This is a genomic window from Mesorhizobium sp. M2D.F.Ca.ET.226.01.1.1, from assembly GCF_004022705.2.
GTDB lineage: Bacteria > Pseudomonadota > Alphaproteobacteria > Rhizobiales > Rhizobiaceae > Mesorhizobium.
On record NZ_RZOY02000009.1, the window covers coordinates 36,840 to 57,460 of the forward strand.

At 63.6% G+C, this 20,621-nt stretch carries 21 protein-coding genes; 6 read left to right on the forward strand and 15 right to left on the reverse strand.

All coding sequences use genetic code 11. The features are described from left to right. The first annotated feature begins 1 nt into the window (after window position 1). A complete protein-coding gene (locus EN869_RS20815; protein WP_127227595.1) occupies window positions 2–940 on the forward strand; it encodes a DmsC/YnfH family molybdoenzyme membrane anchor subunit in 939 nt (312 codons plus the stop codon). 4 nt (window positions 941–944) lie between these two features. On the opposite strand, the gene pdeM is transcribed toward EN869_RS20815, so the two are convergent. The 5 genes from pdeM to EN869_RS20840 form a co-directional block, all read right to left on the reverse strand. Next, the gene (gene pdeM / locus EN869_RS20820) at window positions 945–1,661 is read right to left on the reverse strand and encodes a ligase-associated DNA damage response endonuclease PdeM (RefSeq protein WP_127227596.1); all 717 of its coding nucleotides are present in this window, start codon (window positions 1,659–1,661) and stop codon (window positions 945–947) included. Between the two features lie 20 nt (window positions 1,662–1,681). After that, on the reverse strand, window positions 1,682–4,213 hold the full coding sequence (locus EN869_RS20825; RefSeq protein ID WP_127227839.1) for a ligase-associated DNA damage response DEXH box helicase: 2,532 nt from the start codon (window positions 4,211–4,213) through the stop codon (window positions 1,682–1,684). Window positions 4,214–4,483: 270 nt separating this feature from the next. Beyond that, a complete protein-coding gene (locus EN869_RS20830; protein WP_127227597.1) occupies window positions 4,484–5,344 on the reverse strand; it encodes an NlpC/P60 family protein in 861 nt (286 codons plus the stop codon). Between the two features lie 97 nt (window positions 5,345–5,441). After that, window positions 5,442–5,792: a MarR family winged helix-turn-helix transcriptional regulator gene (locus EN869_RS20835; RefSeq protein ID WP_112127927.1), complete on the reverse strand. Its 351-nt coding sequence runs from the start codon at window positions 5,790–5,792 to the stop codon at window positions 5,442–5,444. 61 nt (window positions 5,793–5,853) lie between these two features. After that, window positions 5,854–7,218 (reverse strand): leucyl aminopeptidase family protein, encoded by a 1,365-nt coding sequence (locus EN869_RS20840; RefSeq protein WP_127227598.1) that lies wholly within the window; start codon window positions 7,216–7,218, stop codon window positions 5,854–5,856. A gap of 125 nt (window positions 7,219–7,343) precedes the next feature. Here EN869_RS20840 and EN869_RS20845 point away from each other — a divergent pair, with 125 nt between their 5' ends. Next, a complete protein-coding gene (locus EN869_RS20845; RefSeq protein ID WP_127227599.1) occupies window positions 7,344–8,177 on the forward strand; it encodes a tetratricopeptide repeat protein in 834 nt (277 codons plus the stop codon). 88 nt (window positions 8,178–8,265) lie between these two features. Here EN869_RS20845 and EN869_RS20850 read toward each other — a convergent pair whose 3' ends face one another. The 7 genes from EN869_RS20850 to cpaB form a co-directional block, all read right to left on the reverse strand. After that, window positions 8,266–9,282, reverse strand: coding sequence for a type II secretion system F family protein (locus EN869_RS20850; RefSeq protein WP_127227600.1), 1,017 nt, complete (start codon window positions 9,280–9,282; stop codon window positions 8,266–8,268). A 13-nt stretch (window positions 9,283–9,295) separates the two neighbouring features. Further along, the gene (locus EN869_RS20855; protein WP_127227601.1) at window positions 9,296–10,309 is read right to left on the reverse strand and encodes a type II secretion system F family protein; all 1,014 of its coding nucleotides are present in this window, start codon (window positions 10,307–10,309) and stop codon (window positions 9,296–9,298) included. A 131-nt stretch (window positions 10,310–10,440) separates the two neighbouring features. Beyond that, window positions 10,441–11,937, reverse strand: a complete 1,497-nt coding sequence (locus EN869_RS20860) for a CpaF family protein (protein WP_127227602.1) — start codon at window positions 11,935–11,937, stop codon at window positions 10,441–10,443. A gap of 30 nt (window positions 11,938–11,967) precedes the next feature. Continuing rightward, a complete protein-coding gene (locus EN869_RS20865) occupies window positions 11,968–13,251 on the reverse strand; it encodes a CpaE family protein (protein ID WP_189341245.1) in 1,284 nt (427 codons plus the stop codon). Between the two features lie 45 nt (window positions 13,252–13,296). Then, window positions 13,297–14,028: a CpaD family pilus assembly protein gene (locus EN869_RS20870; protein WP_127227604.1), complete on the reverse strand. Its 732-nt coding sequence runs from the start codon at window positions 14,026–14,028 to the stop codon at window positions 13,297–13,299. A 14-nt stretch (window positions 14,029–14,042) separates the two neighbouring features. Then, a complete protein-coding gene (locus tag EN869_RS20875; protein WP_127227605.1) occupies window positions 14,043–15,551 on the reverse strand; it encodes a type II and III secretion system protein family protein in 1,509 nt (502 codons plus the stop codon). Next, window positions 15,548–16,360: a Flp pilus assembly protein CpaB gene (cpaB, locus tag EN869_RS20880; RefSeq protein ID WP_127227606.1), complete on the reverse strand. Its 813-nt coding sequence runs from the start codon at window positions 16,358–16,360 to the stop codon at window positions 15,548–15,550. The genes EN869_RS20875 and cpaB overlap by 4 nt, the downstream gene beginning before the upstream one ends. Before the next feature lie 83 nt (window positions 16,361–16,443). Here cpaB and EN869_RS34505 point away from each other — a divergent pair, with 83 nt between their 5' ends. Next, complete coding sequence (locus tag EN869_RS34505) at window positions 16,444–16,593, forward strand: hypothetical protein (protein ID WP_167498528.1); 150 nt, start codon at window positions 16,444–16,446, stop codon at window positions 16,591–16,593. Here EN869_RS34505 and EN869_RS20885 read toward each other — a convergent pair. Beyond that, a complete protein-coding gene (locus EN869_RS20885; RefSeq protein WP_127227607.1) occupies window positions 16,590–17,108 on the reverse strand; it encodes a prepilin peptidase in 519 nt (172 codons plus the stop codon). The genes EN869_RS34505 and EN869_RS20885 overlap by 4 nt on opposite strands. Before the next feature lie 159 nt (window positions 17,109–17,267). Next, window positions 17,268–17,447, reverse strand: coding sequence for a Flp family type IVb pilin (locus tag EN869_RS20890; protein ID WP_127227608.1), 180 nt, complete (start codon window positions 17,445–17,447; stop codon window positions 17,268–17,270). A 358-nt stretch (window positions 17,448–17,805) separates the two neighbouring features. Between EN869_RS20890 and EN869_RS20895 the strand changes: the two genes are divergently transcribed. From EN869_RS20895 to EN869_RS20905, 3 genes are all read left to right on the forward strand, one after another. After that, complete coding sequence (locus EN869_RS20895) at window positions 17,806–18,228, forward strand: pilus assembly protein N-terminal domain-containing protein (RefSeq protein ID WP_127227609.1); 423 nt, start codon at window positions 17,806–17,808, stop codon at window positions 18,226–18,228. A gap of 142 nt (window positions 18,229–18,370) precedes the next feature. Further along, on the forward strand, window positions 18,371–18,964 hold the full coding sequence (locus tag EN869_RS20900; protein WP_127227610.1) for a TadE/TadG family type IV pilus assembly protein: 594 nt from the start codon (window positions 18,371–18,373) through the stop codon (window positions 18,962–18,964). 38 nt (window positions 18,965–19,002) lie between these two features. Next, window positions 19,003–19,614, forward strand: coding sequence for a TadE/TadG family type IV pilus assembly protein (locus EN869_RS20905; RefSeq protein ID WP_127227840.1), 612 nt, complete (start codon window positions 19,003–19,005; stop codon window positions 19,612–19,614). A 4-nt stretch (window positions 19,615–19,618) separates the two neighbouring features. Here the strand turns inward: EN869_RS20905 and EN869_RS20910 are convergent, their stop codons facing one another. Next, window positions 19,619–20,527 carry a PhnD/SsuA/transferrin family substrate-binding protein gene (locus tag EN869_RS20910; protein WP_127227611.1) on the reverse strand — a complete coding sequence of 303 codons (909 nt, stop codon included), beginning with the start codon at window positions 20,525–20,527 and terminating at the stop codon, window positions 19,619–19,621. Between the last annotated feature and the right edge of the window lie 94 nt (window positions 20,528–20,621).

Here is a 20,621-nt window from a genome sequence, read left to right on the forward strand (position 1 = left end):
CATGCATCCCGCTTTCTCGGTCGTCTTCTTCACCACCGCCACCGGCGCCGGCTACGGCCTGCTGGCCTTGCTCGGCGTGCTTGGCGGGTTGGGATTCATTCCCGCGGATTTCTGGCTTGGCCTTGTCGGCGTGGCGCTGGCGCTCGGTTTGATCGTCGCCGGACTCTTGTCCTCGACCGGTCATCTCGGCCGGACCGAGCGTGCCTGGCGGGCCTTCTCGCAATGGCGCAGTTCGTGGCTGTCGCGCGAGGGCGTGGCGTCGGTCGCGACGTTTATCCCGGCCGGGCTGTTCGGCATCGGCTGGGTGTTTTTCGGCAAGGGCGGCGGCTGGGTGGCGGTCGCCGGCCTGCTTGCAGCGGCAGGTGCCGTCGTGACTGTTTGCACCACGGGCATGATCTACGCCTCGCTGAAGCCGATCGCGCAGTGGCACAGCCGCTACACTTTGCCGGCTTATTTTATTTTCGCTGGCATGACAGGCGATGTGTTGCTGAACGCCCTTCTCCAGGGTTTCGCCATGGGTTCGGCGGCGGTGTTGACAGGAGCGATACTTGCCACGTTCGCCGGCTGGACTTGGAAGATTGCGACCTGGCGGTACAACGACCAGCTAGCGATCCCGACCACCGGCAACACGGCGACGGGCCTGGCTGGCGGCACCGTGCGGTCGATCGAATGGCCGCATACGGAAGAAAACTACCTGCTCAAGGAAATGGGCTTCCGCATCGCGCGCAAGCACAGCGCGAAGCTGCGGCGGATCACGCAGGTTCTGGCGTTTATTGCGCCGATCGTCCTGCTCATTCTCGTCTTCATGGCGCCATGGCCTTTGACGGCGGTAGCGTCCGTTCTGGCGGCTATCTCGCAATTCGCGGGCATGCTGGTCGAGCGCTGGCTGTTCTTCGCTGAAGCGAAGCATACGGTCACGCTCTACTATGGACGAGAGTAGCGCCTCAGCCCGGCCTGAGCATCGAGCCGGATATCGCGAAGATGCGTTCGGCGCCGAGCATATAGGCAACAAGCGTTTCCAGGCGGAACAGACCGGCATAGGCGCGGTCGAGCACGTTGAGCGAGCCGGTATAGGCGCCGAAGGCCGGCATGATCATGCGGCCGCCGTCGCCGGCGAAGCAGCGCCGCCTGACCGAGCGGCCGCGCTGGACGATGCGCGCGCAAGGATGGAGATGACCTGATATCTCGCCTTGCACCCGCATCTTCGAGGGCTCGTGGCGGAAGAGCAGCGAGCCGATGGCGAGTTCCCGCACTGTTTCGCCGGGCAGGTCGGCCGGCGCTTCGGGATCGTGGTTGCCAGCGACCCAGAACCAGTCGCGGCCGGCCATCATCGCCTCCAGCCGTTCGCGGAAACTCGAATGCATGCGCTCGGCGCCGCCGCCATCGTGAAAGGAGTCCCCCAGGCTGACGACGATGCGCGGCTGATAGTCGGCGATCACCGCCTGCAGCCGCAGCAAGGTCGCGCCGGTGTCGTAAGGCGGGATCAGCGCGCCGCGTTTGGCGAAGGACGAGCCTTTTTCGAGATGCAGGTCGGAGACGGCGAGCAGGCGCAGGTCGGGGAAATAGAGCACGCCACGCCGGTCGCAGACCGCGCGCTCGCCGGCGATGCCGACAAGGTCGGCCTCGGCGATCAGCGTTGCGCGCGACAGCGAAAAATTCATCCCCTCTTCGTCCCTCTCTTTCAGTCGAACATCTCCGGCCCCATGGCCTCTTCGACGAGGGTGGCGGCATCCATCAATAACATCTCGTCTGCCTCGCCATTCACCGGCATCTTGCCGATTTCGAGCATGATCGGCACGGCGAGCGGCGATATCTGTTCGAGGTTCTTATGCATGATTCGACCGCGGATGCGCGAGAGCATCTCGGCAAGTCTGCTGACATCGAGCAACCCGGTCGCGGCATCGGTGCGGGTGGCCTGCAGCAGAATATGGTCGGGTTCATGGCTGCGCAGCACGTCATAGATCAGGTCGGTCGAGACGGTCACCTGGCGGCCGCTTTTCTCCTTGCCGGGGTGGCGCTTTTCGATCAGTCCGGAAATCAGCGCACAGTTGCGGAAGGTGCGCTTCAAGAGCCAGCTGTCGGCAAACCAGGCTTCGAGATCATCGCCCAGCATGTCTTGATCGAACAGCGCGGCCAGCGACGGTTTTCTGTTCTTGAACATCCAGCCCATGTCGGCCAGCGACCAGATGGCAAGCGCATAGTCTGTGGCCACGAAGCCGACCGGCTTGGCTCCGGCCCGGTCCAGCCGGCGGGTGAGCAGCATGCCGAGCGTCTGGTGAGCAAGCCTGCCCTCAAACGGATAGGCCACGAGGTAGTAGCGGTTGCCGCGCGGAAAAGTCTCGATCAGCAGGTCGTCGCGTTTCGGCAGGATGGACTTGTCCGCCTGGAACCGCAGCCAATCCGCAACCTGCTCGGGCAGCTTCTTCCAGCGTTGCGGGTCGTCGAGCATGGCTCGGACCTGCTCGGCCAGATAGGTCGAAAGCGGGAATTTGCCGCCGCCATAGTAAGGCACCTTGGCGTCGCTGCCCGGCGCGTTCGAGACGAAGCACTCGTTCTCGCGAATGCCTTCGAAGCGCAGGATCTTGCCGGCGAACATAAAGGTGTCGCCATGGGTCAAAGTGTCCAGGAATGCTTCCTCGATCTTTCCCAGCACCCTGCCGCCGCGCGAGGCTGCGCCCCGGCTGCCGGCCTGGACGTAGCGCACATTGAGCGCCGGCACTTCGATGATGGTGCCGACATTGAGCCTGTATTGCTGGGCGACGGCCGGATTTGAAACCCGCCACAAGCCTTCCTTGGTCTGCCGGATGCGGGCGTAGCGCTCGTAATTTCTGAGCGCGTAGCCGCCGGTGGCGACGAAGTCGATGATCCGGTCGAATGTCGGGCGATCAAGGCTAGCGTAAGGCGCGGCCGTCCTTACTTCATCGAACAACGCATCGGCATGGAACGGCGCGCCGCAGGCGCAGCCGAGCACGTGTTGAGCCAAGACGTCCAGCCCGCCATTGACCAGCGGCGGCGTGTCCTGGGCGCCGAGATAGTTGGCGTCGAGCGCGGCGCGGCATTCCAGAACCTCGAAGCGGTTTGCGGGGATGAGGATCGCCTTCGACGGCTCGTCCATGCGATGGTTGGCGCGGCCGATGCGTTGTGCAAGCCGGCTGGCGCCCTTCGGCGCGCCGACATGCACCACCAGGTCGACATCGCCCCAATCGATGCCGAGATCGAGCGTCGAGGTGGCGACGATGGCGCGCAGCGCATTCTCGCCCATGGCCTTCTCGACGCGGCGGCGCTGGGCGACGTCCAGCGAACCGTGGTGGAGGGCGATCGGCAGGGTGTCCTCATTGACGCGCCATAGTTCCTGGAACAGCAGCTCGGCCTGGCTGCGGGTGTTGACGAAGAGCAGCGTGGTCTTGTGCCGCTTGATCTCGCGGTAAATTTCCGGCGTGGCGTAGCGGGCCGAATGGCCGGCCCAGGGAACGCGCTCTTCGGAATCGAGGATCGAGATATCGGGCTTGGCGCCACCCGCGACGACGATGAGCTCGGACATGGCACCGGGGGAAGCCTGGCTGACCAGCCAGCGCCGCAATTCGTCGGGGTCGGCGACCGTTGCCGACAGGCCGATGGTCTGGAGATCGGGAACGAAAGCGCGCAGCCGCGCCAGGCCAAGCGCCAGAAGATGCCCGCGCTTCGAGGTGACGAGCGAATGAAGCTCATCGAGCACGACATAGCGCAAATCCTCGAAGAAGCGCTTGGCATCGTTCGAGGCGATCAGAAGCGCGAGCTGCTCTGGCGTGGTGAGCAGGATATCGGGCGGCGCCAGCTTCTGCCGCTGGCGCTTGTGCGAGGGCGTGTCGCCGGTGCGGGTCTCGATGGTAACAGGCAGGCCGATCTCCTCGACCGGCTTGCCGAGATTGCGCTCGATATCGACGGCCAGCGCCTTGAGCGGCGAGATGTAGAGCGTGTGGATGCCGCGATGGGCCTGGCCAGGCTTGCGCTTGGGACGGTTGGCGAGTTCGGTGAGCGACGGCAGGAAGCCGGCCAGCGTCTTGCCGGCGCCGGTCGGCGCGATCAGCAGCACCGATTGGCCGCTTTGCGCCTTCGCCAGCAGCTCGAGCTGATGGGCACGCGGCGACCAGCCCTTTTGGCCGAACCATCTGACGAATGGCTCAGGCAGCAGGACGGCGGCGTTCTGTTCGGCAAGGCGCGGCTGCTCGGTCACGCGCAACAGGTAGCGCGGCGGCACGCGATCGCCAAGGAAAATCGGAACAAAAGGGGATCAGTCATTCTTTCCTTCCCCCCTTGTGGGGGAAGGTGGATTGCCGCGCAGCGGCAAGACGGATGAGGGGTGTTGGAAGAAACGAGACCTGACAAGATAGAGGTGCTAAAGATGCGTAGCTCTTCAACGTAGCGATCTGTCCAACACCCCTCATCCGTCTCGGCGCTACGCGCCGAGCCACCTTCTCCCACAAGGGGAGAAGGGGAAGTGGCGCTACGGCCTCCTGAACCCGGTCGGGCCGCCATAAAGATAGCCGATGCGCTCGACGGCTTCTTTCAGACCTTCGCGGGAGACCAGCATGGTGTGGCCGTTGGCGTGGATCATGTCTTTTGCGTCGGTCATGACAGCGACATGGCCCTTCCAGAAGACGAGATCGCCGCGCCGGAGTCCGGAATAATCCGGACCCGGCTCGAACGCCGTGCCGATCGACGCCGCCTGCATGTCGGAATCGCGCAGGACATCCTTGCCGGTCATGCGCATCGCAAGCTGCACGAGGCCGGAGCAGTCGATGCCGAAGCCGGAGACGCCGCCCCAGAGATAGGGCGTGCCGAGGAAGCTCTCGGCGACGGTGACATAGTCGTCGGCCAGCTCGCCGATCGGCCGCAGATGTCCGGCGACGATCGCCTGGCCGGAGGGCAGCAGCGCATAATGCGTGCCGCGCGTCTCGGCCGAGCCGGTCACCGTGACGGTCGAGCCCATAGACAGCTGTCCGCCTATCGGGAAGCGCAGATCCGGTCCGGGATAGAGGAAGGTGCGCGGCACGGAGACGATGTGCGTGGGCGCATGCTCACGCGCGCCTATAAGATTGTCGGCGACATAGCCGACGTAACCGTCGCGCTCGGCCTGCACCCAGGCCCAGCCTTCCGTGTCCTCGAAGACGAGCACATCATCGCCGAACAGCGCCTGCGTATTGACGCCCGCATCGGGGCGCGGCGCCTTGCGCAGATCGGCGACCGACGCCGTGATCCGCGCCGGACGGCCGCTGACAAAGCGCTCCGCGGCGACCTCGCCCTTCAGCCTCGCATCGGCAAGGTCGGAACGGAAAGCATGAAGGCGGGCATCCCTGGCGGTCAAATCGATAATCCAGTCGAATTTTTTTGTCGGAGCATGATCTTATCCGAAAACCGGCTCCCACTTTTCGCTGACGCGGTCCTTCGGTTCGGGACATGCTCTAGATGGGCAGTTCTTGGGCCCTGGCGACGATACCATCGCCGAAGCGCTCGACAAAGAGCGCGCCTTCCACCGTCCGGCGGATCAGCACGTTGCGCTTGTCGAGCTCGTCGCGATGGCGCGAGACCAGCTTCAGCGCCCCCATCGTATCCAGCGCCCGGGTGATGACCGGCTTGGTGACGTTGAGCCTGGCGGCTAGCCCGCGCACGGTATGGGGCGGCGGATCGAGATAGATGGTGAACAGGATCGCCGTCTGGCGCATGGTGAGATCGGGCTCGCCATCGCGCACCTGCGCCAGCATCACCTGCTGCCACAGTCGCAAGGCCTGGCTCGGGCGCATCGAGATCGACATCGCCCAAGCATGCCGGTAAATTGTTTCGGTTCCGTTTCAGTGGGGGACGCCCGCCAATTGCTCAGGCAAATCGCTGCGTAATGATGCGCTCCAGCGCGCGAATGCCCTGCGCGTCGCCGCCGGTCAGGCCGTAAGGGCGATCGGCCGGGTTCCAGGCGAAGATGTCGAAATGCGCCCAGCTGCCAGTCTTCTCGACGAAGCGCTTGAGGAAAAGTGCCGCGGTGATCGATCCGGCAAAGCCGTCGGTGGTGACGTTGTTGATGTCGGCGATCTTCGAGGAAAGCTTCTGATCGTAAGGACGCCACAGAGGCATGCGCCACAGCGGATCCTCGACCGCCACGGACGCGGCGGCAAGGTCGGCGGCGAGCGTCTCGTCGCTGGTGTAGAAAGGCGGCAAATCCGGGCCCAGCGCGACGCGGGCGGCTCCGGTTAGCGTCGCCATGTCGATCAGCAAGGCGGGCTGTTCCTCGTCGGCCAGCGCCAGCGCGTCGGCCAGGATCAGCCTGCCTTCAGCGTCGGTGTTGCCGATCTCGACGGTGATACCCTTGCGGCTCCTGAGCACGTCGCCGGGCCGGAAGGCATTGCCGGCGATCGAATTCTCGACGGCGGGTATCAGCACCCGCAGCCGGACATTCAATTTCGCCGCCATGATCATCGAGGCGAGGCCCAGCACGTTGGCGGCGCCGCCCATGTCCTTCTTCATCAAAAGCATGCCGGACGACGGCTTGATATCGAGGCCGCCGGTGTCGAAGCAGACACCCTTGCCGACGAGCGTCACCTTCGGCGCATCGCTTGGACCCCAGGTCATGTCGATCAGCCGCGGCGCGCCGGTGGAGGCGCGGCCGACGGCGTGGATCATCGGGAAATTCCTCGCCAGAAGATCGTCGCCATGGGTCACGGAGATATCGGCGCCATGGGCGGCCGCCAGCTGCCGGGCGGCTTCTTCCAGCTCGACCGGCCCCAGGTCGCTGGTCGGCGTGTTCACGAGGTCGCGCACCAGGAACACGCTGTCGGCGATGCGGCGCAGACGCGCCGCGTCGGCGCCTTCCGGCAGCGCAAAGCGCAGAGCCTTGCCGGGCTTCTTGCCGTAGCGGGTGAAGACATAGCCGCCGAGGACCAGCGCGAGCGCGGCCAGGTCGGGCTGGCGCAAGTCCGACGCAAAATGCCAATCGCCTTCCGGCAGCGCCCTTGCAAGCGCGCCGAGGGCCAAAGCGCTTTCGCCGTCGCCCATGCCGAACAGCGCGCCGGCAAGGCCACCGTCCTCGCCCGGCAAGACCAGGGTACGCCCCGCCTCGCCGGAAAAACCGTTGGCCCTTGCCCAGGCGATGGCGGCTGGCGGCAATGCCGTTGCTTCGAGGGCATCCTTTGCCACCAGATAGACTGGCAGGGCGGCTTGCGGCTTCTGTTCGACCAATTCGACGGGCATGCGATGATCTCCGGCCGAACACGATGAGTCAGCGCTTCTTAACGGTCCGTTAGGGTTAACAGAATATTTCTGCGGGAGGGAAGACGGCCAGGCAATGGCCGCACAGGAATGGAGACCAGGCGCAGATGCCTACCACAGCCTTGAACCTTGCAGCCAAGCGTCTGATCACCACGGCATTCATGGCGGCATTGGCAGCCAGCGTTGCGGGCTGCGGCAGCACCAGCAAGTTCACCACCGGCTCCATCTCGCGTTCCGACAGCAAGCCGCTGGAAACGATGTCGGCCGGCGACTTGCACACCGCGACGTCCAGGCTCGGCCAATCCTACGCCCGCAACCCGAACGACAAGCGCCTGGCGATCAATTTCGCGGCGGCGCTGCAGATGGACGGCGATGCCGACCAGTCGTTGGCCGTGATGCGCAAGCTGGCGATCGCCTATCCCAAGGATCGAGACGTGCTGGCGGCCTATGGCAAGGCGCTCGCCGCCAACGGCCAGTTCGAGCCGGCGCTCGACGCCGTGCGCCGCGCGCAGACGCCCGAATATCCGGACTGGAAGCTGGTGTCGGCGGAAGCCGCCATTCTCGACCAGATGGGACAGAAGGACGAGGCCCGGCAGGATTACCGCAAGGCGCTGGAGCTGAAGCCGAACGAGCCTTCGGTGCTGTCCAATCTCGGTATGTCTTATGTGCTCGAAGGCGACCTGCGCACGGCCGAGACCTATATGCGCTCGGCCGCGCAACAGCCGGGCGCCGACAGCCGGGTACGACAGAACCTGGCACTGGTGGTGGGCCTGCAGGGCCGCTTCGACGAGGCCGAGAAGATCGCCTCGCAGGAATTGTCGCCCGAGCAGGCGCAGGCCAACGTCGCCTATTTGCGCCAGATGCTTGCCCAGCAGAACGCCTGGACCCAGCTGAAGGACCAGGACAAGAACAAAGACAAGGCGAAGGTCGCCACGAACTGACCGCGGGCGCCGGCAAGCGTCGACTGCTGCCTGATCAAAAAAGCCGCGCGAATCCCGCGCGGCTTTTTTGATCAGGCGAACCGATAGTTTACTGGCTCGAGGAGCTGTGCTGGTCGCCGAAGATGCCGCGCTGGCTGACCTGGATGCCGGCCGGGCCCAGAATGATGGCGAACAGGACCGGCAGGAAGAACAGGATCATCGGCACGGTGAGCTTCGGCGGAAGTGCCGCCGCCTTCTTCTCGGCCGCGTTCATGCGCATGTCGCGGCTTTCCGAGGCGAGCACGCGCAGCGCGTGCGCCACCGGCGTGCCGTAACGTTCGGCCTGGACCAGGGCCTGGGAGACCGACTTCACCGATTCCAGGCCGGTGCGGCTCGCCAGGTTCTCATAAGCGATCTTGCGATCCTGCAGATAGGACAGCTCGGCGTTGGTGAGCACGAATTCCTCGGCAAGCGGCACCGACTGCGCGCCGATCTCATCGGCAACCCTACGCAGGGCCGCTTCCACCGACATGCCGGATTCCACGCAGATCAGCATCAGGTCGAGCGCGTCAGGCCAGGCCAGCTGGATCGACTGCTTGCGCTTGGTCGCGCGGTTGTTGACGTAGAGGATCGGCGCGTAGAAGCCGCCATAGGCAACGACGACGCAGACGAACAGCTTGATGAAGGCCGGCTGCTGCGGCAGGCCGCCGAGCACGAACAGATAGATGGCCGCGAGCGCAAAGCCGACGAATGGCAGGACGAGGCGGAAAAAGAGGAAGCGCGTCAGCGGGTTCTGGCCGCGAAAGCCCGCGACCTTGAGCTTCTGGACCGTGCTTTCGTCGGCAAGCGCGCGCCTGAGATCCAGGCGGTCGACGATGTTGCGCATGCCGATCGACTGTTCCTCGCGCAAGCCCTTGCGGCGGCGGTCGGCCTCGCTGGCCAGCCGCGCACGCTGCTCGGCGCGCAATTTGTCGCGTTCGAGCGCCACGCTCTTCATGCGCGACTTGAGCGACGTGCCGCCGAGCGCCGGCATGAGGGTGAAGACGGTCGCGAACACCGCGATGGCGACCAGCATCGCGATCAGGAAGGAAGGGTCGGTGAGTGTTTTGATGACCTGTTCTGTCATTGGACCCGTGCCCCTACACTTCGAAGTTCATCATCTTGCGCATCACCAGGATGCCGATCGACATCCAGACACCCGAGCAGCCCAGGATCAGGTGGCCGACACTGGTGGTGAACAGCGGCATGATGTAGTTCGGGCTCGAGAGATAGACTAGGAAGGCGACGACGAAAGGCAGGGCGCCGATGATGACGGCGGACGCCTTGGCCTCCATCGACAGCGCCTGGACCTTGGCCTTCATCTTCTTGCGGTCGCGCAGAACGCGCGAAAGGTTGCCCAGCGCCTCGGACAGGTTGCCGCCGGCCTGCGACTGGATCTGGATGACGATGCCGAAGAAGCCCGCTTCGGTGCACGGCATGGTCTCGGACATGCGCATGGCGGCGTCGGGCACCGACAGGCCCATCTGTTGGGAATCGACGATACGACGGAATTCGGCCCGAACCGGTTCGGGCGATTCGTTGGCGATCAGGCGGATCGCATCGTTGAGCGGCAGGCCGGACTTGACCGCACGCACGATGATGTCGAGCGCGTTCGGAAACTCTTCCAGGAAAGCCTTGACGCGACGTGCGCGGCGAAACGACACGAACCAGCGCGGCAGGCCGAGGCCACCCGCGAGCAGCGCGCCTGGCAGAGCCCACAGAGGCGCGTTGATGAAAAAGAGAAGGGCCGTGAGCACGAGGCCGCAAACCGCGGAATAGATATAGAAGCGCTCGATCGAAACCGTCATCCCGGCCTGGCGGATCTGGACCTTCAGCGGCGGTTTCTTGACGTTGAGATCGTTGCTCTTCTGCTTCTCGTCCAGCTGCTTGAGCGAGTCCTGAAGGCTCTTGCGCCGCTTGACCGCTTCCGCCGCGCGGTCGCGCGTGGCTTTCACCACGGACCGGTCGGTTTCGGCCGTCTTGATGGTCTGAAGCCGCTTGCCGGCCTGCTTCTCGTTGTCGATGCGCGTGAACAGGAAAGCATAGGCCACCGCGCCGGCGCTGAGGCCGGCAAGCACGACGAACGCCAGGACGGTGGTGTCAATTCCGAACATCGATCGGGATTCCCAGGACATTTCGCCGTTTCGGCGAAACGGCGAGCCGCCTTGTCTCTTTGTTTAGACGCAATTCCGGACGGAAAACCGCTTCACACTTTTCCTGGAATTGCTTCAATCCTCCAAATGCATCAGTCAGCACGTTTCTCCATCGCCTCGAGCGCATTGGCGAGGCGCTGCTCTTCGCCATAATAGCGGGCGCGGTCCCAGAAATGCGGGCGGCCGATGCCTGTCGACACATGCTCGCCGACCAGCCGGCCGGCCGCGTCCTCGCCCTTGATGTTGTAGAGGACCAGATCCTGCGTAATGATGACATCGCCTTCCATGCCGATCACCTCGGTGATGTGGGTGATGCGGCGCGAGCCGTCGCGCAGGCGGGCCGCCTGGATGATCACGTCGATCGAGCCGACGATGATCTCGCGCACCGTGCGCTGCGGCAGCGAATAGCCGCCCATGGCGATCATCGATTCCATACGATTAAGGCATTCGCGCGGGCTGTTCGAGTGGATCGTCCCCATCGAGCCGTCGTGGCCGGTGTTCATCGCCTGCAAAAGGTCGAACACCTCCGGTCCGCGCACCTCGCCGACGATGATCCGCTCCGGCCGCATGCGCAGGCAGTTCTTGACCAGATCGCGCATGGTCACCTCGCCCTCGCCCTCGAGATTGGGCGGGCGGGTTTCGAGACGGACCACATGCGGCTGCTGCAGCTGCAGTTCCGCCGAGTCCTCGCAGGTGATGACGCGCTCCTCGCGGTCGATATAGTTGGTCAGGCAATTGAGCAGCGTCGTCTTGCCGGAGCCAGTGCCGCCCGAGATGACTATATTGCAGCGAACGCGGCCGATGATCTTGAGGACTTCGGCGCCTTGCGGCGAGATAGCGCCGAACTTTACCAGCTGGTCGAGCGTCAGCTTGTCCTTCTTGAACTTGCGGATGGTGAGCGCGGTGCCGTCGATCGAGAGCGGCGGCGCGATGACATTCACGCGCGAGCCATCGGGAAGGCGCGCGTCGCAGATGGGGCTCGATTCATCGACGCGGCGGCCGACCTGGCTGACGATGCGCTGGCAGATGTTGAGCAGCTGCTGATTGTCGCGGAAACGGACGCCGGTCTGTTCGACCCTGCCGTTGACTTCGATGTAGACGTTCTTGGAGCCGTTGACCATGATGTCGGCGATGTCGTCGCGGGCAAGCAGCGGCTCCAGCGGTCCGTAGCCCAAAACGTCATTGCAGATGTCTTCGAGCAGCTCTTCCTGCTCGGAGATCGACATCGCGAAGTTCTTGATCGCGATGATGTCGTTGACGATGTCGCGGATTTCCTCGCGCGCGCTCTCGGGATCGAGCTTAGCAAGCTGCGACAGGTCGATCGTATCGATGAGCGCGGAAAAAACCTGGCTCTTGGTATCGTAGTAGGTTTCGGAACGCTCGCGCTGGACCCTTCTCGGCGGCTCGGGCGCCATCGGCGGCGCCTCGACAGGGCGGCGGGTCGGTGGCGCGGCTGGCGCGCTGGGTGCCGGCGCGGGCGGCCGCTCGGCCGTCATCGTTCCGGTTGGAGCGGGAGCGGCGGGAGCAGCCGGCGGACGGAATTCGGGCGTTACCCGGTTGCCGTCGTCTGTGCCTCTTTTACCAAACATGATCGACTACCCGATGCCGCTCAATCAACGTCACTTCTTGTTGCGCGAGAGCTTGCCGAGGATCGAGCCCAGGCCTGCCTTCTTCTTTGCCTTGATTTCGCTGCGTCCGGTCAGCACATGCGCGATTTCATTGATGGTGGCGACGACCGGGTTCTTGGCGTCCATCTCGCTCAGCATGCGGCCATTGTTGGAGGCATTGCCGAACAGCAGCGGTTCAAAGTTGATCACCGCCATCGGCGTGATGCCAAGCGGTTCGGCGAAATCGGCAGCCGCGATCTCCGGCCGCTTCGGCACCCCTGCCTGGTTGATGATCAGCTTCGGCGGCGGATCGTTCGGACGCAGCCGCTTCAGCATGTCCACCATGTTCTTGGTGTTGCGAAGATTTGCGAGCTCGGGCGTGGCGGTGATGACGATCTCATCGGCCTTGATCAGCGTGCTCTTCGTCCACCCGCTCCAGACGTGAGGCATATCGAGAACAAGCAGAGGCGCGCTGCGCTGCGCCGTCTCGATGACCTGCGAGAAGGCCTCGGCGTCGAAATCATAGACGCGCTCGAGCGTGGAAGGAGCCGCGAGCAGCGACAGATGTTCGGCGCATTGCGCGAGCAGGCGATCGAGATAGACCTCGTCCACCCGCTCGGGCGAAAATACAGCTTCGGCGATGCCTTGCGCCGGGTCCTGGTCGAAATTGATGTTGGCCGTGCCGAAGGCGAGATCGAGATCGGCGATGACGACTTCGGATTTGAACAGCGACGACATCGCCCAGGCGACATTGTGGGCGATGGTCGAGGAGCCGACGCCGCCCTTGGCGCCGATGAAGGCGATCGAGCGGCCGATCGGCTCGGATTCCGGATCGACGAAGATCGACGACACGACGCTGACGATATCGGTCATCGAGACCGGCGCGATGACATATTCGGAAATGCCTGAACGGATCAGCTCGCGGTAGAGCCCGACATCATTGTAGTGGCCGATGACCACGACCTTGGAGGACGGATCGCAATATTCCGCGAGCTGGCCGAGTTGTTCGAGCAGCTGCTGCGGCTCGCTGCGCGATTCCAGCAGGATCAGGTTCGGCGTCGGCGCCGACTGGTAGAACTCGATCGCCGTCGGGACGCCGCCCATATGGACCTTGAGATGGGCCTTGGCCATGCGGCGATCCTCGCCCGCGCGCTCCACGGGGTTGGCGACGCCTTCGGTCTCGCAGAAGGCCTGGATCGAAATGCGCGGTACCGGACGCAGCGCCTGCATGGCGGCGATGTCCTGCTGCGAAAGGTCGCCGGTCTCCGCGGGCGTGTCGTAGGCAAGATTGCTCATCGTCATGCTCTTTCCGTGACTGCTCTCTTCGTCGTCCGGCGCGGCTTAGTAAGTCACTTCCGAGTTGCCGAGGAACTCGTCCGAGATGCCTCTCGCCCGGTAGACGTCGATCACCGCGCCGCGATTCTCAGCGTCGATTTCGGACTGCTTGCGCGGCCCGATCAGATCGTTGGGATTGGCCACCTGGGCCGCCAGGTTGTTCTGATAGGAGCAGCCGAAGTCGGCATAGTGCTTGTTCTCGGACGTCTCCGTCAGATCATCTGGCCAACGGCCGCATTTGTCGGTCTGGGCCCGCACCGCGACAAAGGCGACGCGCACCGGCGCGGATGCCTCCGGCACGGCCGACTGATAGGATGTCATTACGATGCGGTTGCGTTTGACGCCGGCCGCCATGGCGAGCCTGGCAAAATCGCGGCCGGCCGAGCGGGCGGCAAGCTCGTTGGCTGACCCGGCCGGGATCGCGATCGTCAGCGTCGGCGCGGCGCTCTTGTCGTAGCCGTCGAGGAAGCCGAGCAGCGCATCGCGCTGCGCGCCCGTCATGCCGCGATCGCCGGCGCCGACCGGCAGGTCGATCTTCTGGTTCTTCTCGGCGATGACGATCGGATGGGTGGTGCGATAATCGTCCGGGATTGACCCGACCGTGATGCTGTCGCGATTGGCACAGCCGGCGAGCGAGGCCGCGAGGGCGATCGCCAGCGCCGGGACCATCCGCCGACGGATCCTTACGATACCGGATGCTGTCCGGACGGTCATGACCTTCGATGCTGACTTGGACATATCCGCATTCCCACTCATTTGTAGATGAAGCCGACGACGCCGTGATAGCGGCCCGGCGGCCTGTCGGTCTGCATGGTGCCGTAGACGCGGTTGACGCGGCCGAGGAACATGCCGGCGCCGTCGCTCGCTGGATTGAAATTGTCATCCGGCTTGGCCAGGTCGTTGCGCGCCACGGGGCGCGACAGATAGGGCGTGATGATGATGACGAGCTCGCTTTCGTTGCGGACGAAATCGCGGCTGCGGAACAACGTGCCGAGCACCGGAATTTTTGTCAGCCCCGGCAAGCCGTCGACAGCCTGCCGGACATCGTCGCGGACGAGGCCGGCGATCATCATCGAGCCGCCGGAAGGCAATTCCACCGTCGTATCCGCCAAGCGTTTGCGCAGCGATATGATGTTGGTGTCGCCCAACGCGAACGAGCCTTCCGTAGTCGGCTCTGAAACCGCGGTTCTTACCTTCAGGCTGATACGGCCGGCAGACAACACCACCGGCTGGAACTCCAACCCGATGCCGTATTCGACCTTGTCTGCCGTCCATGTCCTTTCGCCAGTCTGATTGTCTGTCGATTTGTTGCTGGTGACGGTGCTCACCATGTTGTATTCGCCACCAACCTTGAACGTCGCCTTCTCGCCCGACACGGCCGTCAGTGTCGGCTCCGCCAGGGTCTTCATGACGCCGGATTGTTCCATGGCGTTGATGGTGCCTTGCAGGGATGAACTTTTGATGCCGAGGCCCGAATCGGACAGTGGCTTGCCGAGGCCGGGATAGGTGTCGACGGTGGCGCCAAAGGTTATGCCGTTGGCGCTGCCGCTGCCCACCATGTTGACGCCGAGTTGCTTCATCACCGAGCGGCTGACTTCGGCGACCGTCACCTTGAGCGTCACCTGATCGTCGCCGATGATCTGCAACAGGTTGACGATCTTGGAGGTCCGGCGCTCCTGGTCGGGGTTGTTGATGTCGACGCCGCCGTTGACCGAGCCGCCGGCGGCAGTCTGCGAATATTGACCCGTCGTCGCTTCACCGCCTGACACGAAGATGGTTGCCAGGTCGACGGCCCGCTTGGAATCGAGCGGCGTGTCGACCATACCCGTCAGGACGACGTTGTCATTCAGCAGCTCGACCTTGATCTGCGAGGACGGGATGAAGCGCTTCAGATAGTCCTCCAGCCCGGCGACATCGCGCTCGACGGCCAGGTCGAGGCTGACGATCTGCTCGCCATTGGGTCCGAAAACAAAGATGTTGGTCTCGCCGACCGCCTTGCCGAACAGGTAGATGCGCCGCGCTGTGCGGGTCACGGCATCGGCAACCGCCGGATTGGCGACAAGGATGTCGTAGGCGTCGCTCGGCAGGTCGATGACCACGGACTTGTTGAGGCCGAGCTTGACGCGCTGCGTGGCGACGGAAGCCGATACGCCGGCGCTCGCTGCCCTGGCTTCGACCAGTCCTGGAGCGTTGGCGCCGAACAGGAACAAGCCGATCGTCGCGGCCGCCAGGAAGGGAAGCAGTTTAGCGTTGAGCCTCATTTCCTTGCTCCCACCTCGGAAACCTCACCCGACTTGATCAGCCGCACCGTTCCGCGCCGGCCGCTGCCGTTGACCAGATAGTCGGCTTCGTCCGTACTCTTTTCATGGATGTCGGTGATCGGACGCAGCGCCAGCGTGAGCCGGTCCGCCATCTGCTGCGCCACCGTGATGATCTCGGCCTGTTGCGGCGTCAGCTCCAGCGTCGCGGTCTGGCCGACCCTGGTCTTCTTGCCCTCCTCGTCCTCCTGGATGGTCTGGTCGATAGCCAGCACGCGGATGTTCTTGAGGATCGTCGAGGTGTTGAAGCCGCTGCCGCCATTGCCGGTGTCGGCGCGGCGGGTCATGATGACGTCGACGAAGTCGTTTGGCAGGATGAAGCCGCCGGCCGACGTATCGGCCGATATCGCGGTCGCGACGGCGCGCATCCCGGAAGGCAGGATCGACGACATGAAGCTCTGGCCCTCGCCGACCAGCTTGGAGCGTCGCAGCGGCTCGCCCGTGTACATGGCGACGCGCGCGACGGAGCCCTTGAGCTTTTCGACGGCATCAGGCTCGGCGGCGCGGGTGATGAAATTGGCATTGATGCCGTCGGCCGGCCATTCTTCCCAACTGATGTTATTGCCGAGCTGGCTGCCCATCGCCACGTCGCCGGAAAGCACCAGCACTTCCTGCAATGCGATCGCCGGCTGCTTGGGCGCATCGACAACGACCTGGGGCGGCGGCGCCACGACCATGTTCTTCGCGACATAGCCCGCGCCACCCGCCGCGACCGCAGCCACGCTGAGAATTATCAATCGGGATGCTGGCATTCGTCCGAAACCCTTCGCCTCGAGGCAAACCACCTCGCCAGGCCGGACTTTGCAGCTGCAATCGTCAAAACAAGGTTAATGCAATGCTTACGATCGTGATTAATTTAAGGTTTACTCAAATTAGATGGAACGGCGCCGGCGTTAACAAAAAAGGCGGCCAGGCCGCCTTTGGATCTGACAAAAAAGCGGCTATGCCGCCCGGGATCGCCGCAATCGATGTCCTGGAAACCTAAGTCGTGAGCGTCTGCAGCGCCCAGACCATCAGCGGCGAATCCGGGAAGGTGATCAGTCCGCCGGCGCCAAGCGCGACGGCATAAGGGATGCCCACGCTCTCGTCGGCGAAATAGCGCAGAAACCGGCTATGGCCGGTATACATCGCCAGCGGCGATTTCCGGTAGGCAACGATTGCGATCGTCAAAAGGCCTCCGATGAAGGCCGATGTCACCAGATAGCCGATCAGGTTGATGTTGAGGCCCATCCATAGAGCGGTCGCGGCCAGAAGCTTGGCGTCCCCGCCGCCCATGCCGCCGAGCGCGAAAAGGCCGAACGTCACCGCAAGCACGAGGGCGCCGGCGGCGAAGTGCCAGCCATAGGTTGCCCAGTCCATACCGGTGAGCGGCGCGACAAGCGCGAACGTCGCCACAAGGAGCACGGGAACGCGGTTGGCGATCGTCATCGACAAGGTGTCCGAGATCGCAGCAAACAACATGCAGAAGGGAAAGACGACGAAGATCACGGCTTCAAGCATGGATGCGGCGTGCCCGTGGCAGGTTTTCCAGCGGCATCCTAGGCGCGCTGGATTAACGATCGATGAGGCCGGACGATCAAAACCGGCCGACGGCATGAAAAGGGCCGCCAGTTGGCGGCCCTTTTTTCTCTTGTCGAAAAGGCGCGATATCGCGGCCTATTACGGAGCCGTGGCGCCGTTGAGCGTGGTCGCGATGGACGCGAACTTGGCGTTCAGCGCGCCGCCGAGCTGGGTAGCGCCAACCATGATGGCGAGCGCGATGAGGGCGGCGATCAGACCGTATTCGATGGCGGTCGCGCCGGATTCGTCCTTCACGAAACGTGCAATGAGATTAGACATTCGAGAGCTCCTACTCCACGTGTTACAGCACTTCCGTCAACTTCTCTTTGCGGTTGATCGGATGCTGCAAATCTAGGGAGAAGCCCTTTCAATCGGCTTAATAAACAGCCTTACCGATTCCTTTCCCGTGCTGAACGCGTTGCGTGGTTAACCGCCGCCTAAGCATTGTCGGCCAGCCCGCGAGCCCCGCAAAACAGCGCAAACCAGCGGCTCCCGCAATATTGCTAAAACAGCGAACGCCCTCGATGCGCGATGCGTGAGACAAGCCAATCGTTCATCGTGACCAGGCCCGACTTAACCGTTGGTTCACCAATCTCGTTCATGTTCCGTTGAAGAATCTGCCCACCGGGAGCGCTTCATGACCTTGTCGAGATCGCTGTTTCCAGTCGCCGCGCTGCTGGCAACTGCCGCCTTGGTCATGCCGGCGAAAGCCGGCACAGGCGTAGAAGTCACCATGAACCAGGCAAAGATCATCAAACTGTCACGCGCGGCCGACACGGTCGTCGTCGGCAATCCGGCGATCGCCGACGCCTCGGTCCAGGATGCCTCGACCATCGTTCTCACCGGTAAGGGTTTCGGCGTCACAAATCTGGTGGTGCTCGACTCCGACGGCAGCCCTATCATCGATGAACAGGTGACCGTGGTGCGACAGGCAGCTTCCTCGGTACGCATCTACAGACGCGCCGAAGTCCAGACCATGTCCTGCACGCCCTACTGCGAGAGCGCGTTCAAGACCGAGGCCGAGAAGGCTTCCGAAGCGGAAATGAGCGCGTCGCACTAATCCCAACGGATGCCGAAACCAGCAGGCGTTAAAGACAGCTTAAAGGTGTCCCGGCGAATTTAACGATCATCAAAACCGGACCTCAATGGGTTTTCTCTAACCTTGCCGCCGGTACCGAAATGGGGATCGGCAGGAACATAAAATGAGCAAGGATGCCACATCCGGCGACGGCACGGACAGCAAGGCGCGCGCCAAATCCCGCCCGGGCTTCTTCAGCGACAGGCGCGGCAGCACGGCGATGGAATTCGCGATGCTGGCCATTCCGTTCGCGCTTCTGGTCTTCGCCATCCTTGAGAGCTGCATTTCGTTCGCCGGCCAGGAGGTGATGGCCAACGTCACCGATGACGTTGCGCGTCAGTTGCGGACCGGACAGCTGCAAAAGAGCAACGTCACCGACTCTTCGATAAAACAGCTGATCTGCAGCCGCCTGCAGATCATAGTGGCCCAGAACTGCCCGGGATTGCAGGTCGATCTGCGCGAATATTCGAGCTTTGCGAACGCCGCCAGCGCAGGCTTCAGGATATCGGGCAACCAGATCATTCTGACGCAAGGGGGAAGCGACACGAACTTCACGGTTGCACCCGGGCTGGCAGAATCCATCAACATGCTGCGGGTATTCTACAAATGGCCGGTGATGACCGATCTCCTGGCCAAACAGATGGCCAATTTCACCGATGGCACCACGCTGCATTTCGCATCGGTGACTTGGCAGAACGAACCATTCGACGACAATTGAGACGGCTCGGCGGCCAAGACCGCGGCGTGGAGGATGATATGTCTAGTGCGGGGGCACTGCGCGGGATTTCTGCGAAAGCGGAGCGGTTTTGCCGCGATCGCCGCGGCGTCGCGGCAATCGAGTTCGCTTTCATCGTGCCGGTGCTGCTGATCATGTACTTCATCACGATGGAAGCCTCGCAGGCCATCGAAACCAGCAAGAAGGTGAGCCGTATCGGCAGCATGGTGGCCGATCTCGTCACGCAACAGCAGGCGGTGGCGAAGGCGAACCTCGACGCGATCATGCAAATCGGCACATCGACGCTGCGGCCCTATAACCGCTCGACGCCGTCGATCATCATCACCGCCATCCAGATCACGGACGAGACGACACCAAGAGTGCTGGTGGCATGGTCACGCAAATTGGTAGGCACCACCTACAGCGCCGACGCGGCTGTCAACAGCGTCACCACGGTCCCAGCGACGTTGAAAATCCGCAATACCTTCCTCATCCGCGTGGAAAGCGACCTCGGCTACAAACCGATCATCGCCTGGTCGGCCAGCAATTCGCAGGCGCTTGGGCTGACCTCGGCCTTCAGCAACATATCGATGAGCGAAACCTATTACCTGCGGCCTCGCCGGAGCCCGACGATTCCCTGCAGCGACTGCTGACGAACTATTCCTTTCCGGCCGTTTGCCGCTCCACGATCGCCAGAGCCATCGCATAGTCTTTCGGTGCGGCCTGCACAAAGCCACCGGAATGCGTCGATTCCAGCAGGTCGTACACGTCAGGCGTCTGGGACTTGAGATTGGTCAGGAAAACCGTCAGCCGGCGCTTTGCCTCGGGATCGAGATCGCTGCGGACGGCGTGCGGGCCGTAGCGCAACAAGCCCGAGGTCCATAACACCCGAAGCGACGCGCCCGGGATGCCGGCAGCCTCCAGCCGCGCGACCGTGCCGTCGGCATGGGTGGGCTGACCACCGGCATCGACCGGTTCCCAGCCGAACAGGCCGTCCGCCTCGCCGCCGCTCAGCATCGTCTCGGCGGCCGTCGCCGACACCGCGCGCGCCAGGAAGGGCGAATCCTGCGCGATTTTGACGCCTTGGGCCGAGAGCGCCGCCAGCGGCAGCAGCGCACCGACATTTCCGGCCTGCGCTATCGCGATCCGGCGCGAAGCCATCGCCGCAAGGTCGGTGAGCCTTCCGTCGCGCGTCACCAGGACGGAACGGATGCCGACGGCGCCGTCGGCATCGACCGGCGCGGCCAGCGGTTCGACGCAGCCGCAACGCTCCGAGGCCGTCGCATAGGCGAGAGCCGAATAGACCGCGTACTGCACGCGCCCGCTCGCCTGTGCCTCGATCAGCGCCGCGTAGTCGCGGGCAACGACGAACTCCACCTTCATGCCGAGCGCATTGGCATAGGCGTCGGTCAGGCGCGCCAGCCCCGGGATGGTGTTGCCGCCGCCCGGCTCGGCGACGATGCCGATGCGGAACGTGCCGATGTCGTCCCGCCAGTCGGCGCGTGCCGGCAAGGAGGCCGCGCCGAATGCCGCGAGAGCGACCGCGCATAGCTTCGCGGCCTGCATTGCCGCGGTTTTGCCGCGCCTAGCCATACCTGCCTTGCTCCCGCCGGATCCGCGCCTCGCCGCAACTATGGCGCAAAGCGGTTGCGGTTTGGTT